We start from the raw sequence: 14,773 nt of genomic DNA, 5'->3' as shown, positions 1-14,773 counted from the left end.
CCTACTCCAAGTCGCAAGCTTGGCGCATGGCGCAGCGGCGCGCGGAGCAAGACATTGCGTCCACCACGACATTCGCACGCCATGAAAGCCAAGCAGCTCTTCGATCTGTGCCGCAAGGCCGTCATGGCCTGGGTCGACGACTACGCCCCGAGCATGGGCGCGGCCATCTCCTACTACACCATCTTCTCGCTGGCGCCGCTGCTGGTGATCGTCATCGCGATCGCCGGCGCGCTCTTCGGGCGCGAAGCGGCGCAGGGGGAGATCGTGGCGCAGGTCTCGGGACTGGTGGGGCGCGAGGGCGCCGTCGCGGTGGAGTCGCTGCTGCGCAGCGTCGACGAGCCAGGCAAGGGGCTGGTGGCCGGCCTGATCAGCGTGGTGGTGCTGCTGATCGGCGCCACCACGGTCTTCGCCGAGCTGCAGAGCGCTCTGGACCGCATCTGGCACGTGCCGGAAAGAGAAAAGCCCTCGGGCGTGTGGGCCGTGCTGCGCGCGCGGCTGCTGTCCTTCGGCCTGATCCTCGGGCTGGCCTTCCTGCTGATGGTGTCGCTGCTGGTGAGCGCGGCCCTGGCCGCCTTCGGCAGCTGGTTCGGCGGCCTGGTGCCGGGGTGGGAGCTGCTGCTGCAGGCGCTCAACATTCTCATCTCGCTGGGCATCATCACCGTGCTGTTCGCGATGATCTTCAAGCTCATGCCCACGGCGCGCATCGCGTGGCACGACGTCTGGATCGGCGCCGGCGTCACGGCGCTTCTGTTCGAGCTCGGCAAGCTCGCGATCGGGCTCTACCTCGGCAAGAGCGGCGTCAACGAATCATTCGCCGCGGCGGGCTCGCTGGTGGTGCTGGTGGCCTGGGTCTACTACGCGGCGCAGATCTTCCTGCTGGGCGCCGAGTTCACCAAGGTCTATGCCAACGAGCATGGCTCCGTCTCGGGCGCCAAGGCGGTGGCGGCCACCGAGGCGAGCGCGGCCGAGGACGCGGCCGGCACCGATCGCGTGGACGGCAGCGCGGCGGTGGCATCGGTCGAAACGCCGCCGCCAGCAGACTATTCAGGGCTGGGCCGCACGGCCACCGCGCAGGCGGAGATCGACCGCCGCGTGGCGCGCGCCAGCGCCGTGCTCATCCGCCAGCTGCTGCTGCTCGGCGCCGTGACGCTAGGCAACGCGCTGGCTTCGCACTGGTACCGGCGCCAGCGCCGCGCTAGACCGCGCCCACGCTCCCGGTGATCGGCAGCACGATGCCGGTGATGTAGCTCGCGCAGCACGGTGCCGCGAGGAACACGTAGGCCGGCGACATCTCTTCGGGCTGCGCGGGCCGCTTCATGTCGGTGTGCTTGCCGAAGTTCTGCACCTCCTCGGCCGGTCGATCGGAGGGATTCAGCGGCGTCCACACCGGACCCGGCGCGACCGCGTTGACGCGGATGCCCTTGTCCAGCAGGTTGCTCGCGAGCGACTTGGTGAAGGCATGGATCGCGCCCTTGGTGGTCGCGTAGTCCAGCAGCTGCGGGCTGCCCTCCAGCCCGGTGACGGAGCCGGAGTTGATGATCGAGCCGCCCTTGCGCAGATGCGGCACCGCGGCGCGCGCCATCTGGAAGTAGCCGTAGATGTTGGTCTTGAAGGTGAGGTCGAGGCGCTCGTCGGTGATGTCCTCGATGCTGGCCGCGTGCAGCTGGAACGCGGCGTTGTTGACCAGGATGTCGAGCCTGCCGAAGGCCTGCACGGTTTCCTCGACGGCGCGCTTGCAGAAGGCCGGGTCGCGCACGTCGCCGGGGATCAGCACGCAGTGCTTGCCCTCGGCCTCGACGCAGCGCTTGGTCTCCTCGGCATCGACCTGCTCTTCATCGAGGTAGACGATCGCGACCTCGGCGCCCTCGCGCGCATACAGCAGCGCCACCGCGCGGCCGATGCCCGAGTCGCCGCCGGTCACCAGCGCCACCATGCCGTCGAGCTTGCCGCTGCCGAGGTAGCCCGAGGCCTTGAAGCGCGGCTGCAGGTCCATCTCGGCTTCGAGCCCGGGCTTCTTGAGATGCTGCGCCGGCATCGGGTTCTCGGGCTCGGGGCGGTGGCCGGCCTGCACAGGCTTCTTGCTCTTGGGCTTGTCGGGGGCGGCGCGATCCTTGGCGTCCTGCTCGCGTTGCACCTTGCGCTGCTTCACGGCGACATCGTCGGAATCGGAAGAAGAAGTCATGGCTCTTTGCTCCTGCGGGTTGAGGGGGTTGATCCGATTCACCGTAGTCAGCAGGCGCTGCGCCCCTTGTCGTCCAAGGCCTCGTCCACCGCCCAGACTCGACGAAGTCCCACAGCGCTGCGCGGCACCGGCCGATGAGCCGGCACGCGCGGCCCGGCGAAGGTGCGAGCGCTGCTGTTCCTTGGAGCCACCATGGGCACTCCCACTTCCAACGCGAATCCTGCGAGCGACGGCGCCAAAGAAGGCTGGTGGGCCAAGCTCGGGCCGGGCCTGATCACCGGCGCCGCGGACGACGACCCGAGCGGCATCGCGACGTACTCGCAGGCTGGAGCGCAGCTCGGCTACGGCGCGGGGTCCCTGATGCTGTTCACCTACCCGCTGATGGTGGGCATCCAGCTCGCGAGCGCGCGCATCGGCCGGGTCACCGGGCACGGGCTGGTGGGGGCCTTCGAACGCTTCTGCCCCAAATGGCTGGTGGCTTCGCTGGTGCTGCTGCTGCTCATCGCCAACGTCATCAATCTCGGCGCCGACCTCAATGCCATGGGCGACTCGGCCGCCATGGTGCTGCCGGGCCGGCCCGCGTGGTACGCGGTGGGCTTCGGCGTCCTGTCGCTGCTGCTGCAGGTGTTCCTGCCCTACGAACGCTACGTGCGCGTGCTCAAGTGGCTGACGCTGTCGCTCTTTGCCTACGTGGGCGTCGTCTGCGTGGTCGGCGTGGACTGGGCCACCGCGCTCAAGGAGCTCGTCGTGCCTTCCTTCAAGTGGAGCAAGGATCACGTCACGACCGTCGTCGCCATCCTCGGTACCACCATCAGTCCCTATCTGTTCTTCTGGCAGGCGGCGCAGGAATGCGAGGAGATCAAGCGCGTGCCCGAGGACCAGCCGCTGCGCCGCGCGCCCGAGCAGGCGCGCCGCCAGCTGCGACGGCTGCGCATCGATACCGCGGTCGGCATGGGCTTCTCGAACCTGATCGCCCTGTTCATGATCTTCGCCACCGCAGCCACGCTGCATGTCAACGGCAAGACCGACATCGAGACCACGGCGCAGGCCGCCGCGGCGCTGCGCCCGATCGCGGGCGACGCGGCATTCCTGCTGTTCGCGATGGGCATCATCGGCACCGGCATGCTGGCGTTGCCCGTGCTCGCCGGCTCTGCGGCGGATGCGGTGGCGAGCTACTTCCACCTGCGCAAGGGCCTGAACCTGCCGCTGGCCAAGGCCCGCAGCTTCTACGGCATTCTCGCCGCCGCCATGGCGATCGGCGTCGCCATCGGCCTGTCGGGCGTGAATCCGATTTCGGCGCTCTACTGGTCGGCAGTGATCAACGCGGTGATCTCGGTGCCGGTGATGGTGGCCGTGATGATCGCGGCCTCCAGCCCCAAGGTCATGGGCGAGATCGTGCTGCCGCGCAAGTGGAAGCTGCTGGGCTGGCTGGCCACGGCCGCGATGGCGGCGGCCTCGCTCGCGCTGCTGGTGGTTTCCGTGGGCTGAGCGGCGCCCGGCCCCTCATGGCTTGAAGCGCCGGTGGTAGTGCGCGATGCGCCGCAGCGCGTAGTCGGCGGCGGCTTCGCGGATCTCGTTGCGGTTGCCGTCGAACAGCTTGGTCTCGGTGAACACCTGCGTGCGGTTGCCTTCGCGAAAGGCCCACGCGAAGCACTGGGTGCCGGGCTTGACCGCCGGGTCGGCATCGTCGGCCACGCCGGTGTTGGCGATCGCCAGGTTCGCGTCGCTGTGCCTGAGCGCGCCGCGGGCCATCTCGAGCGCGACGGGCTCGCTCGTGAGGTTGTAGCGATCGAGGGTCTCGGCACTCACGTCCACGCAGCGTTGCTTGGACTTGGGGTCGTACACCACGAAGGCCGACTCCAGCACGCGGCCCGCACCGGGCACCTCGGCCAGGTGCGAGGCGATCAGGCCGGCGGTGCAGGACTCGGCCGTCACCAGCACCAGGCCGTGATTCGCGAGGTACTCCGCGGCGGCCTTGGCTGCCGCCGTGCCGTCACCGTTCGGCATGGCCGGCGCGCTCCGGCTCGCGTGCGCTCCCGGGTTGGGCCAGCTTGCGGTGCTGCTCGGCCAGCGTGTCGGACGGCGTCACATGGGCGAGCGCGACCTGCATCTTGTTTTTCCAGCCTGCGATCACGTCGGCCTCGCCCTTCATCATGGCATCGAAGCCCAGCTTGGCCACCTCGGCCGGATCGGCCTTGTCCTCCTGCTGCGCCAGCTTGGTGTCGAGCATGTGGGCGCGCGCGAAGAAGTGCGTGTCGGTCACGCCCGGCATCAGGCAGCTGACCGTGACGCCGGTGTCCTTGAGCTCGTTGCGCAGCGCGAAGGAGAAGGAGTCGATGAAGGCCTTGGTGCCGTTGTAGACGGCCTGGAAGCTGCCGGGCTGGAAGCCGGCGATCGAGCCGGTGATGAGGATGCGGCCCTGGCCGCGCTCCTTCATGTGGCGCGCCACGCGCTGCAGCAGGTAGATGGTGCCGGTGATGTTGGTGTGGATCACGTGCTGGACGGCGGTGAAGTCCTGGTCGAGAAAGGCGCCGCCGAGGCCGTGCCCCGCATTGGCGAAGAGCGCATCGATGTTGCGCTCGCCGGCGGCGAGCAGCAGCTTGTCGACGCCCTCGCGCATCGCCAAGTCCGCCTGCACGCTGGTCACCTCGGCACCCATCATTCGCAGCTCGCCCGCGGCCTGCTCGAGCGGCTCGTCGGCGCCGATCACGAGGTCGAAGCCGTTCTGCGCAGCCTGCTTGGCCAGGTGGAGGCCGATGCCGGAGGACGCGCCGGTCACGAGCGCGAGAGGACGGAGGTCGGACGATTCCATGGTGCTTCCCTCGCATGAAGTGGCGATGCCGTGGACGCTACGTAGCGCTCCGTGCGGCCGGTGTCGGACGGCATCGGGTTCGGAAGCGGCGATGACTGACATCGATGCCTCGGCGAGCGCATTGCAATCGCCTTCCCTCACACGCGAAGGATTACACATGCCCACCTCCCGGAAGAAGAGCGCCGACAAGGCGGCTGCCCGCAACACATCCAGCGCGCCGGCGCACGGCGTCGACGGCTCGAGCGGCGATGCGCTCGCCCTTCACGCGCAGCAGGTCGATGCGCTCGCCGCATCGATGCCCTACAACCCGAACAAGGCGCTCGACAAGGGCCGCGACAGCGCCGTCATGCCGCCCGAGGGCGCCACCGCCCAGCCCGCCGCGCCCTCGGTCACGGGCAGCACGCTGAGCGAGGCCAACGCCTCGACCAAGACCGGCCAGGGCGCCGCGCCGGGCGTGAATGCGACTGCCGGCTCGCTCGATCGCGTGCGCGTGGATTCGAGCGGCCGGGTGCTCACCACCAACCAGGGCGTGCCGATCGGCGACAACCAGAACTCGCTCAAGGCCGGCCTGCGCGGGCCCACGCTGCTGGAAGACTTCATCCTGCGCGAGAAGATCACCAACTTCGACCACGAGCGCATCCCCGAGCGCATCGTGCATGCGCGTGGTTCGGCCGCGCACGGCTTCTTCGAGGCCTACGAGGCGCTGACCGACCTGACGCGCGCCGCTCCCTTCCAGGAGAAGGGCAAGGTCACGCCGGTCTTCGTGCGCTTCTCCACCGTGGCCGGCGAGCGCGGCTCGGTCGACACCGCGCGCGACGTACGCGGCTTCGCGGTCAAGTTCTATACCGACGAAGGCAACTGGGACCTGGTGGGCAACAACATGCCGGTCTTCTTCATCCAGGACGCGATGAAGTTCCCGGACATCATCCATTCCGTGAAGCCCGAGCCGCACCATGCGATGCCGCAGGCCGCCAGCGCGCACGACACCTTCTGGGACTTCATTTCGCTGAGCCCCGAAAGCACGCACATGATGATGTGGGTGATGAGCGACCGCGCCATCCCGCGCAGCTACCGGATGATGGAAGGCTTCGGCGTGCACAGCTTCCGCATGGTGAATGCCGAAGGCCGCAGCCGCTTCGTCAAGTTCCACTGGAAGCCCAAGCTCGGCACCCATTCGCTGGTGTGGGACGAGGCTGTCAAGATCCAGGGCGCGGACTGCGACTTCCATCGCCGCGACCTCTGGGAAGCGATCGAGGCCGGCGAGTACCCCGAGTGGGAGCTCGGGCTGCAGGTGTTCACCGAGGAAGAATCGGCCCACTGGAGCTTCGACATCCTCGATCCGACCAAGATCGTGCCCGAGGAACTGGTACCCGTGCAGCGCGTGGGCCGCCTGGTGCTCAACCGCAACCCCGATAACTTCTTCGCCGAGACCGAGCAGGTCGCCTTCTGCACCGCGCACGTGGTGCCAGGCATCGACTTCAGCAACGACCCGCTCCTGGCCGGGCGCATCCACTCGTACAAGGACACGCAGATCCTGCGGCTGGGCGGCGCCAATTTCCACGAGATCCCGATCAACGCGCCCATCGTGCCGGTGCACAACAACCAGCGCGACGGCATCAAGCGCCAGGCGCTGCACCGCGGCCGCGTGGCCTACGAGCCCAACTCGCTCGCCGGCGGCTGCCCGTTCCAGGCCGGCGCCAAGGGCTTCGTCTCCTTCCCCGATCCGGCCGAGGGCGACAAGCTGCGCGGCAAGCCGGAGAAGTTTGCCGAGCACTACCAGCAGGCCACGCTGTTCTGGAACAGCCAGACCGAGTGGGAGAAGGCGCACATCGTCGGCGGCTTCCGCTTCGAGCTCTCCAAGCTCACCGTGCCGGCGATCCGCGAGCGCATGGTGTCCGGGCTGGTCCACGTGTCGCCCGAGCTGGCGGCACGCGTGGCGGAAGGCCTGGGCATCGCGGTCCCGCCGCCGATGCCCAGGGCGCTCGAACGGCCGCAGCCGCCCGAGATCGAAACGTCACCCGCGCTCTCGCTCACCGCGCGACCGGGCAACGGCGGCGTGCGTGCACGCAAGATCGCGCTGCTCGCCGCCGACGGCGTGGAAGGCGAATCGCTGGCCGCGCTGCAGGCCGCGCTGGTCGATGCCGGCGCCGTCGCGCGCATCGTCGCGCCGCGCCTGGGCAGCATCGCGACCGCCGATGGCGGCACGCTGGAAGCCGATGCCTCGCTCGAGAACACGCCGCCCGTGCTGTTCGACGCGGTGGTGCTGCCCGATGGGCAGGCGGGCGTCGATGCGCTGGCACGCATCGGCAACACCGCCGAGTTCATCGTCAACACCTACCGGCACTGCAAGACGCTGCTGGTGCTCGGCGCGTCACACGCCTTGACCGAGAAGCTCGGCATGCCGACCACCTTGCCCTCGGGTGCGCCGGACCCCGGCATCCTCTACGCGGAGGGTCGCGATGCGTCGCGGGTGGCTGCGGACTTCATCGCGGCGGTGTCGAAGCACAAGCATCCGGAGCGCGACTCGGACCCGCCGCGGCTCTAATCCACTGAATCACTGAATCACTGAATCACTGAATCACTGAATCACTGAAAGCGGTCGGTGCTGTCCGCCCGATGCGGGCGCGCTGCGGCGTTGCAAATGCTCGCGATACCTACGGGTATCGCTGCGCTAGGAGTTCGGCAGCGGCGGCTCGAACGAGATGCCGCTCTCGTCGACCTTCAGTCGGACTTGAAGGCTTCGCGGATTTCGTCGAGTGCGGCCTGTGCCAAGCGCACCGCCGTCTCGAGATCCGGCGCGTCCTCGGACGGTATGCCCGCCGGAGGATTCAAGGCGAAGGCCAGCCGCTCGCACGCGGCTTCCCACTTCAACTTCGCGCTGACCTGGGCGGTCTTCTTGTCCATGTGCTTCCTTGTGGTATCGGCATCATCCTACCGCCATGCTTCCTGAGCGCCCACTGACCGAAGCCCATCGCGGACTAGCCTGAATCGGGCAGAACAAGAAACGGACTCATTTCATGGCGCTCACGGTGTTCCTCGTCGAAGACAACCCCAGAATCAGGGAGAGCCTGATTCCGGCGCTGGCCGACCTCGGATCGGCCAGCGTGATGGCCACGGCCGAGTCGGAGAATGAAGCGATCGCGTGGCTTGGCAAGCACAAGGGCCAGTGGGATCTGGCCGTCGTCGACTTCTTCCTGAAGCAGGGCACCGGCCTCGGTGTGGTGGCGTGGTGCGCGGGTCGCGAGCCCAGCCAGCGCGTCGTGGTCCTGACGAACTATCCCGCGCCATCGACGCGGTCCGCCTGCCTGGATGCCGGCGCCGACGCAGTCTTCGACAAGTCCACCGAGCTCGAGGCCTTCTTCGACTACTGCCTGCAAGCAGCGCCAGACTGACCGCCGAGCGCGTCGCGTCTGCGGCCTACGCATGCGCAGGCTGCGCGCCCACGCACGTGCGCAGCGTTCTGCAGCATCCTTCGAGCGGGCCGGCGGTCTGACAAGAACCGCTGCAAGAACCACAAGGAGGGCAACGAGTGATCAAGATCGGCATCGTCGACGACCACGCCATCGTGCGTACGGGGCTGCGCGACTTCTTTTCCCAGCATGTGGACCTGCGCGTGGTCGGCGAAGCCGCCACGGGGCGCGAAGCGATCGAGCTGGTGCGCACCACGGAGCTGGATGTGCTGGTCATGGACCTGTCGATGCCCGGGCAGAGCGGCATCGATGCCATCGCGATGATCCGTGCCAAGGCGCCGGAGGTCGGGATCCTCGTCTTGAGCGGCTACCCCGAAGAGCACTACGCGATGAACCTGATTCGCCAGGGCGCGAGCGGCTACCTCAACAAGGAATGCGAGCCGATCGAGATCGTGAACGCGGTCCGCGTCGTCTCGCTGGGCCGCCGCTACATCACGCCCGGCGTGGCCGAGCTGCTGGCGCGCCAGCTCGACCGCAGGGACGATTCCGCGCCGCACGAGCAGCTGTCGGAGCGCGAGTTCCAGGTGTTCCTGAAACTGGCCAAGGGCGAAACCGCGGGCCGCATCGCGGATCATCTGTCGCTGTCGGTGAAGACCGTGAGCACCTACCGCACGCGCATGATGGAGAAGATGAATCTCTCCTCCAACAGCGACCTCACCTACTACGCGCTGAAGAACAAGCTGATCGACTGAGCGCCCGGCGATCAGTGCACCGGCAGCCGTGGATGCTCGAAGAAGAAGCGCAGCATCTCGGCGCTGGCGTCGGGGCCCCGGCCGTCCGTATAGGAGCCCTTGGCGCTGCCCCCCGACCACGCGTGAGCTCCGCCGTGGACCACCCAGTGTTCGGCCACCACGCGCCCATCGGCCGAGCGGTGCGAACGCCGGGTTGCGCCGCGGCCGCCGTTGCCCTGCACATGCTCGACTTCGACGGAGGTCGTTTTTCCCACACTCGCGGCCATGACCTGGGCGCCGTTGTTCGCATGGACGGTGGCGTCTGCATCGCCGTGGAAGACGATGGTCGGCACGCCGCTGGCCACATCGCCCTGGAGCGCGCCGCCGGCCTTCATCGCCATCAAAGCGGCCGGCAAGTCGGATGCGGCACCCGCTGCCAGGCCGGAGTGGACCCCGACCGCCGCGAACAGGTCGGGATAGGCTTCACCCAGGATCGCGGCCATCGCGCCGCCCGCCGACAGCCCGGCGACGTAGACGCGCTGGGGGTCGATCGCGTGGCGCGCCATCACATCGCGTGTCATGCCCGCCAGGAGCGCCGGCTCGCCGCGGCCGCGTTGCTGATGGTTGTGCTTGAACCAGTTCCAGCAACCCTGCGGATTCGCCTGGCGCGACTGCGCCGGATACAGCACGAAGAAGCCCTGCGCCAGCGCCGCCTCGTTCATCGCCGTGCCGGCTGCGAAATCGTCGGGATTCTGGGTGCAGCCATGAAGCATCACGACCAAAGGCAGCGCGCGCTCGCCGGCCTGCGGCGGGACGAAGAGCTTGTAGTCGCGGCGGCCGGCTGCGTCGGCAAAGCTGCCGGCGATGAAACTGCCCGAAGCGGGAGCATCGACGTACGCGGCCGGCGCCTCCGGATCGACGCCCGCCGGCCGGCGCTCGGGCACTGGGCGGGCCTCGACGTCGATCACGCCCGGCATGTCGCCGGGCATGTCGCCCGGCATCGGTTGCGCGAGTCCCATGCTGCCCAGCGCGGCCTGGATCGCGGCGGTCGCCGCGTGAAGGTCGCCCGCCCGGGTCAGCCGGTTCGCTTCCGCCATCAGATGCTTGAAGTCAGGGTTCATCTTGGTCTTTCAAAAAGGGGTTGGTGTTCAGCCGATGCGCCCGGCGAGCGCCGCCTTCACGGCCGGGCTCGCATGCAGCGCCCCCAGCACGGTGATGGACTCGATGGTGGCCAGCGCCAGCGCAGGGGTGACGTCGAGCGCGATCGAGGCGAGCCCGAGCACGCGGATCTGCAAGGTCTCGCCCGCCGCTTGGACCGCTTGCAGGTCGGCGGCGGAGTAGTGCTGGATGCCGAGCACCAGGGCTTTGCGCGAGACGACCTGGCGCACCACGTCGATCTGCGTGGCTAGCTGGTTCCGGATCGCGGTGCGGATCAGGTCGGTGCGGTTGGCATAGAAGCCTTCCTGCACCAGCAGGTCGATTTGCCCGAGATCGACACAGCCCACGTTGATCGTGATCTTTTCGTCGACCGGCTTTGCGGCGGAGGTCAGGGTGGCGCTTTTTCTCGGCATGACGCCATCCTACCACCATCCAAGTGGATGGTGTTTTTGTCTTTCTTGCGGACACGACTGTATATTCATACAGACTACGGCAATGCGCACCGAACCCGCCTCTCCCACTGCCATCGAACCGCGCTTCGCGGTCTCGGTGAAGTCGCTGTGCGCCTTCGCCGCCAAAGCCGGCGACCTCGACCTGCGCTTCATGCCCGCGCCGACGGCGCTGGAAGGCATCGCCGGCCATCGGCTGGTGCAAGGCCGGCGCGACGAGGACTACGAGCGCGAGGTGGCGCTCGCCGCGTGCTTCGGCCGGCTGCAGGTGCGCGGCCGTGCCGACGGCTATGACCCCGCGCGCCGGCGGCTGGAAGAGATCAAGACCTTTCGCGGCGAGTTCGCGGCCATCCGGGCGAACCATCGCGCGCTGCACTGGGCGCAGGCCAGGGTCTACGGCTGGATGCTGTGCGAAGAGCGCTCGCTGCCCGGCATCGAGGTCGCGCTGGTGTACCTCGAACTCGCCACCGGCGAGGAGTTCGCGCTGGCCGAGAGCTGGACGCGCGAGGCTCTGCGCGAAGACTTCGAGGCGCTGTGCGCGCGCTATCTCGCGTGGGCCGAACAGGAGGCGAGTCATCGCGCGGAACTCGACGAGGCGCTCGCCCGGCTGTCCTTTCCGCACGCCGGATTCCGGCATGGCCAGCGCGAACTCGCGCAGGCCATCTACCGCTCGGCCGCCTCGCGCCGCTGCCTGCTGGCGCAGGCGCCCACCGGCATCGGCAAGACGGTGGCCACCCTGTTCCCGCTGCTCAAGGCGCGCCCTTCGGAGCGCATCGACAAGATCTTCTTCCTGACGGCCAAGACCTCGGGCCGGGCGCTGGCGCTCGACAGCCTGCGCCTGCTCGCGGACGGGCGCGCGCCGCTGCGCGTGCTCGAACTCGCGGCGCGCGAGAAGGTCTGCGAATACCCGGGCCGCGCCTGCCACGGCGAGGCCTGCCCGCTCGCGCGCGGCTTCTACGACCGCCTGCCCGCGGCACGCGCAGAAGCCGCGCAAGCGGGCTGGCTGGACCGCGAGGCCACGCGCCGCATCGCGCTGGCGCACCAGGTCTGCCCCTACTTCCTGTCCCAGGAGATGACGCGCTGGTGCGAGGTGATCGTGGGCGACTACAACTACTACTTCGACAGCAGCGCCTTCCTCTACGCGCTGGCGAAGGAGGAAGAGTGGCACGTGGCGCTCCTGGTCGACGAGGCGCACAACCTGCTGGGCCGCGCGCGCGGCATGTACAGCGCTGAGCTGGAAACAGAGGCCCTGGCGGAGGCGCGGCGCCATGCACCGGCCGGCCTGAAGCCGATGCTGGGCAAGCTGCAGCGCGAGTGGGCGCTGCAGCAGCGCGACCAGGCCGTCGCCTACCAGGCGCACGAGGCCATCGCCGAGCGCTTCGAGCGCGCCCTGCAGGAGGCGGTCTCGGCCATGGCCGAACATTTCGCCGCCCGCCCCGACGAAGCGCAAGGTCCGCTGCAGCGCTTCTTCTTCGATGCGCTGCATTTCCTGCGCCTGGCCGATGCCTTCGGCACGCATTCGGTCTTCGAATCCACTCTCGGCGAGGGCGGCGCCGCATCGCTGGCGATCCGCAACCTGGTGCCGGCGCCTTTCCTCGAACAGCGCTTCGCCGATTGCGCGTCGGCGGCCTGCTTCTCCGGCACGCTCGCGCCTTTTGCCTTCTACCGCGACACGCTGGGCCTGCCGGAGGACACGGCCACGCTGGATGTCGGCTCGCCCTTCCGCAGCGAGCAGCTGACGGTGCGCGTGGCGATGGACGTCTCGACGCGCTTCCGCGATCGCGGCCGCTCGCTCGCGGCGCTCGTCGCCATCATCGGTGGCCAGTTCGCCGAGCGTCCGGGCAACTACCTGGCCTTCTTCAGCAGCTTCGACTACCTGGACAGCGCCTTGCGGGCCTTCGCCGCGCGGCATCCCGAAGTGCCCGTGTGGGCGCAGTCGCGCGGCATGCGGGAGGCGGAGCGCGAGGCCTTTCTCGCGCGCTTCGCGCCCGGCGGCCAGGGCATCGGCTTCGCGGTGCTCGGCGGCGCTTTCGGCGAGGGCATCGACCTGCCGGGCGACCGGCTGGTCGGCGCCTTCGTCGCCAGCCTGGGCATGCCGCAGCACAACGAGGCCAACGAGATCATGCGAGAGCGCATGCAGGCGCTGTTCGGCGACGGCTACGAGTACACCTATGTCTATCCGGGGCTGCAGAAGGTGGTGCAGGCCGCCGGGCGCGTGATCCGAAGCGAAGAGGACGCGGGCGTGCTGTACCTGCTCGACGACCGCTTCGCGCGGCAGGAGATCCGCGCGCTGCTGCCGGGCTGGTGGCATGTGCAGCCCTTGTTCGCGCGCATCGAGGCCGGTGCGGCATCGCCTACGCAGAGGCGGCAAGCCGGCCTGCGCGGTCGGTGAATCGCGAAGCGCAGCCTTGGCGGCTTCCAGTCTAGGAAAGGAAACGCAATGGCTGACAAGACAGCACGCCCGGGCCCGCCCAGCCCCTTGGGCGAGAACGAGACCCGGCTCGGCGACCGCGGCGACGCCTCCGGCCGCAACATCGACCAGAACCGCGCGATCGGACAGGACGATCCGATGGAAGGCAGCCGCATGGGGCGCAAGGCGCACGACAAGACCGGCTTTCCGGGCACGCCCGATATCGGGACCGACGCCGCGCAGCTGGACGAAGCCGAACGCATGCAGCGCGACAAGCGCTGAGGCTTTCCAATTCGAACAGGACGAATCCCATGTCGACCCTCAGCTCCCGCCTCCTGCCCTCAGTCACCAACATGATCCGGCTGGACCACACGCACGTGCTGTCCACCTTTCATCAATACAAGGGCGCCGCGCCCGCGCGAGTCAGGAAAGGTCTGGCCAGCACCATCTTCACCGCGCTGGAAATCCATGCCCAGCTCGAGGAGGAGATCTTCTATCCCGCGATGGGCGACATCGAAGGCGGCGATGCCATCCTGGGCGACAGCGTGTCGGAGCACGCCGAAATGCGGCGCCTGATCGACCTGCTTCGGCGCATGGAGCCGGAAGCGATCGACTACGACGCCACGCTGATGTCCCTGATGCGCAATGTGCTGCACCACGTCGCCGACGAGGAGACGCAGGTTCTTCCGCAAGCCGAGCGCCTGATCCCGGACCAGCTCGGGGAGCTCGGCCTGCGCATGACCAAGCGCCGCATGGAGTTGGTCGCGCCGCGCAGCGGCGAGATCGCGCTGAACATGGCGCGCGCGGCCTCCGGCAACAAGATCGCGATCACCCTGGTGGTGGCCGCTGCGGCAGCCGGGTGCGTGCTGGTGGGCTCGCGGCATCGGACGCGGGCCTTCTCCACGAGAAGGCTCTTGCGCCGCTGAGCACCGCGCGCCGCGGGACAGCACTGACGCGCAGGGACTTGACGGTCCTACCCTGCGCAGCGCCAGCGCGTGGACCATTCGAGCTCCAGCAATGGAAAGGAGTCGCTATGCCAAGAGGTGACAAATCGTCCTATACGGGCAAGCAGAAGCGCAAGGCCGAGCACATCGAAGAAGGCTACGAGAAACGCGGCGTCGCCAAGGGCGAAGCCGAGCGGCGCGCCTGGGCCACGGTGAATGCGGAGACCGGCGGCGGCAAGAAGAGCGGCTCGGGCCGCGGCAAGGCCGAAAGCCATGCGCCCTCGCGCAAGGGCGGCCACATCGGAGGCGCGGCCTCCGCCGGCCGCAGCGCCGCGGAGCGCTCGGCCTCGGCGAAGAAGGCTGCCGCAACGCGCAAGCGCAACGCCGCTGCGCGCGGGTGAGCGCGGCTCGGAGCGCGGCGCTCAGGGCTCGGGCTGCGGCAGGCCGCCCTTGGTGAGCTCGGCCAGCTGCAGCTCGATGGCGAACAGCCGCTCGTTGAGAATCGCGGTCTGAAGCCGCAGCGCCTCGATGATGGCGCGCGTCTGCGGATCGGGCGCGTTGTTCGACAGTTCCTGCAGCTCGTGCAGCTTTCTGCGCAGCTCGTTGCTCATGGTGGGCCTCATCGGATCGGTAATGCTCGATCGTAGGCCGGGACGCGCGCCGGGCCAAGCTGCGTC

16 protein-coding genes are annotated in these 14,773 nt (G+C 68.6%); 9 read left to right on the top strand and 7 right to left on the bottom strand.

Translation table 11 applies throughout. The features are described from left to right. Positions 1-81: 81 nt before the first annotated feature. Positions 82-1,221, top strand: a complete 1,140-nt coding sequence (locus EJI01_RS05200) for a YihY/virulence factor BrkB family protein (RefSeq protein WP_126836043.1) — start codon at positions 82-84, stop codon at positions 1,219-1,221. Here EJI01_RS05200 and EJI01_RS05195 read toward each other — a convergent pair. Beyond that, positions 1,196-2,182 carry an SDR family oxidoreductase gene (locus EJI01_RS05195; protein WP_126836042.1) on the bottom strand — a complete coding sequence of 329 codons (987 nt, stop codon included), beginning with the start codon at positions 2,180-2,182 and terminating at the stop codon, positions 1,196-1,198. The genes EJI01_RS05200 and EJI01_RS05195 overlap by 26 nt on opposite strands. 192 nt (positions 2,183-2,374) lie before the next feature. Between EJI01_RS05195 and EJI01_RS05190 the strand changes: the two genes are divergently transcribed. Beyond that, entirely contained in the window at positions 2,375-3,670 is a 1,296-nt protein-coding gene (locus tag EJI01_RS05190; RefSeq protein WP_126836041.1) for an NRAMP family divalent metal transporter, read from the top strand. A 15-nt stretch (positions 3,671-3,685) separates the two neighbouring features. On the opposite strand, the gene EJI01_RS05185 is transcribed toward EJI01_RS05190, so the two are convergent. Then, on the bottom strand, positions 3,686-4,189 hold the full coding sequence (locus EJI01_RS05185; protein WP_126836040.1) for a CinA family protein: 504 nt from the start codon (positions 4,187-4,189) through the stop codon (positions 3,686-3,688). Further along, the gene (locus EJI01_RS05180; protein ID WP_126836039.1) at positions 4,176-4,994 is read right to left on the bottom strand and encodes an SDR family NAD(P)-dependent oxidoreductase; all 819 of its coding nucleotides are present in this window, start codon (positions 4,992-4,994) and stop codon (positions 4,176-4,178) included. Before EJI01_RS05180 ends, EJI01_RS05185 begins: the two co-directional genes overlap by 14 nt. A gap of 157 nt (positions 4,995-5,151) precedes the next feature. Between EJI01_RS05180 and EJI01_RS05175 the strand changes: the two genes are divergently transcribed. Next, positions 5,152-7,539, top strand: coding sequence for a catalase (locus tag EJI01_RS05175; protein WP_221885636.1), 2,388 nt, complete (start codon positions 5,152-5,154; stop codon positions 7,537-7,539). Positions 7,540-7,715: 176 nt separating this feature from the next. Here EJI01_RS05175 and EJI01_RS05170 read toward each other — a convergent pair whose 3' ends face one another. After that, positions 7,716-7,898 carry a hypothetical protein gene (locus tag EJI01_RS05170; RefSeq protein ID WP_126836037.1) on the bottom strand — a complete coding sequence of 61 codons (183 nt, stop codon included), beginning with the start codon at positions 7,896-7,898 and terminating at the stop codon, positions 7,716-7,718. 113 nt (positions 7,899-8,011) lie between these two features. Here EJI01_RS05170 and EJI01_RS05165 point away from each other — a divergent pair, with 113 nt between their 5' ends. After that, complete coding sequence (locus EJI01_RS05165; protein ID WP_126836036.1) at positions 8,012-8,386, top strand: response regulator; 375 nt, start codon at positions 8,012-8,014, stop codon at positions 8,384-8,386. A gap of 137 nt (positions 8,387-8,523) precedes the next feature. Beyond that, the gene (locus EJI01_RS05160; RefSeq protein WP_126836035.1) at positions 8,524-9,156 is read left to right on the top strand and encodes a response regulator transcription factor; all 633 of its coding nucleotides are present in this window, start codon (positions 8,524-8,526) and stop codon (positions 9,154-9,156) included. A gap of 11 nt (positions 9,157-9,167) precedes the next feature. Here the strand turns inward: EJI01_RS05160 and EJI01_RS05155 are convergent, their stop codons facing one another. Together EJI01_RS05155 and EJI01_RS05150 are read right to left on the bottom strand one after the other, a co-directional pair. Further along, positions 9,168-10,256, bottom strand: coding sequence for an alpha/beta hydrolase family esterase (locus tag EJI01_RS05155; RefSeq protein ID WP_126836034.1), 1,089 nt, complete (start codon positions 10,254-10,256; stop codon positions 9,168-9,170). Between the two features lie 27 nt (positions 10,257-10,283). Continuing rightward, positions 10,284-10,706, bottom strand: a complete 423-nt coding sequence (locus tag EJI01_RS05150; protein ID WP_126836033.1) for a CopG family transcriptional regulator — start codon at positions 10,704-10,706, stop codon at positions 10,284-10,286. Between the two features lie 82 nt (positions 10,707-10,788). On the opposite strand from EJI01_RS05150, the gene EJI01_RS05145 reads away from it, so the two are divergent. The 4 genes from EJI01_RS05145 (at position 10,789) to EJI01_RS05130 (ending at position 14,497) form a co-directional block, all read left to right on the top strand. Further along, positions 10,789-13,134, top strand: coding sequence for an ATP-dependent DNA helicase (locus EJI01_RS05145; RefSeq protein WP_185878816.1), 2,346 nt, complete (start codon positions 10,789-10,791; stop codon positions 13,132-13,134). Positions 13,135-13,182: 48 nt separating this feature from the next. Further along, positions 13,183-13,434 carry a hypothetical protein gene (locus EJI01_RS05140; protein ID WP_126836031.1) on the top strand — a complete coding sequence of 84 codons (252 nt, stop codon included), beginning with the start codon at positions 13,183-13,185 and terminating at the stop codon, positions 13,432-13,434. Positions 13,435-13,463: 29 nt separating this feature from the next. Beyond that, on the top strand, positions 13,464-14,078 hold the full coding sequence (locus tag EJI01_RS05135) for a hemerythrin domain-containing protein (RefSeq protein ID WP_126836030.1): 615 nt from the start codon (positions 13,464-13,466) through the stop codon (positions 14,076-14,078). Between the two features lie 107 nt (positions 14,079-14,185). Next, on the top strand, positions 14,186-14,497 hold the full coding sequence (locus EJI01_RS05130; protein ID WP_126836029.1) for a plasmid stabilization protein: 312 nt from the start codon (positions 14,186-14,188) through the stop codon (positions 14,495-14,497). Positions 14,498-14,518: 21 nt separating this feature from the next. Here the strand turns inward: EJI01_RS05130 and EJI01_RS05125 are convergent, their stop codons facing one another. Beyond that, positions 14,519-14,707: a hypothetical protein gene (locus tag EJI01_RS05125; protein ID WP_126836028.1), complete on the bottom strand. Its 189-nt coding sequence runs from the start codon at positions 14,705-14,707 to the stop codon at positions 14,519-14,521. Between the last annotated feature and the right edge of the window lie 66 nt (positions 14,708-14,773).

This window comes from Variovorax sp. MHTC-1 (assembly GCF_003984645.1).
Taxonomy (GTDB): Bacteria; Pseudomonadota; Gammaproteobacteria; order Burkholderiales; family Burkholderiaceae_C; genus Variovorax.
The sequence above is the reverse complement of the archived record's forward strand: the minus strand, read 5'-3'. Positions and strand labels throughout refer to the sequence as shown.

Excerpts from the sequence above, each read along its gene's own strand:
- EJI01_RS05200 (WP_126836043.1), top strand. The coding sequence starts at position 82 with ATGAAAGCCAAGCAGCTCTTCGATCTGTGCCGCAAGGCCGTCATGGCC.
- EJI01_RS05195 (WP_126836042.1), bottom strand. The coding sequence starts at position 2,182 with ATGACTTCTTCTTCCGATTCCGACGATGTCGCCGTGAAGCAGCGCAAG.
- EJI01_RS05190 (WP_126836041.1), top strand. The coding sequence starts at position 2,375 with ATGGGCACTCCCACTTCCAACGCGAATCCTGCGAGCGACGGCGCCAAA.
- EJI01_RS05185 (WP_126836040.1), bottom strand. The coding sequence starts at position 4,189 with ATGCCGAACGGTGACGGCACGGCGGCAGCCAAGGCCGCCGCGGAGTAC.
- EJI01_RS05180 (WP_126836039.1), bottom strand. The coding sequence starts at position 4,994 with ATGGAATCGTCCGACCTCCGTCCTCTCGCGCTCGTGACCGGCGCGTCC.
- EJI01_RS05175 (WP_221885636.1), top strand. The coding sequence starts at position 5,152 with ATGCCCACCTCCCGGAAGAAGAGCGCCGACAAGGCGGCTGCCCGCAAC.
- EJI01_RS05170 (WP_126836037.1), bottom strand. The coding sequence starts at position 7,898 with ATGGACAAGAAGACCGCCCAGGTCAGCGCGAAGTTGAAGTGGGAAGCC.
- EJI01_RS05165 (WP_126836036.1), top strand. The coding sequence starts at position 8,012 with ATGGCGCTCACGGTGTTCCTCGTCGAAGACAACCCCAGAATCAGGGAG.
- EJI01_RS05155 (WP_126836034.1), bottom strand. The coding sequence starts at position 10,256 with ATGAACCCTGACTTCAAGCATCTGATGGCGGAAGCGAACCGGCTGACC.
- EJI01_RS05150 (WP_126836033.1), bottom strand. The coding sequence starts at position 10,706 with ATGCCGAGAAAAAGCGCCACCCTGACCTCCGCCGCAAAGCCGGTCGAC.
- EJI01_RS05145 (WP_185878816.1), top strand. The coding sequence starts at position 10,789 with ATGCGCACCGAACCCGCCTCTCCCACTGCCATCGAACCGCGCTTCGCG.
- EJI01_RS05140 (WP_126836031.1), top strand. The coding sequence starts at position 13,183 with ATGGCTGACAAGACAGCACGCCCGGGCCCGCCCAGCCCCTTGGGCGAG.
- EJI01_RS05135 (WP_126836030.1), top strand. The coding sequence starts at position 13,464 with ATGTCGACCCTCAGCTCCCGCCTCCTGCCCTCAGTCACCAACATGATC.
- EJI01_RS05130 (WP_126836029.1), top strand. The coding sequence starts at position 14,186 with ATGCCAAGAGGTGACAAATCGTCCTATACGGGCAAGCAGAAGCGCAAG.
- EJI01_RS05125 (WP_126836028.1), bottom strand. The coding sequence starts at position 14,707 with ATGAGCAACGAGCTGCGCAGAAAGCTGCACGAGCTGCAGGAACTGTCG.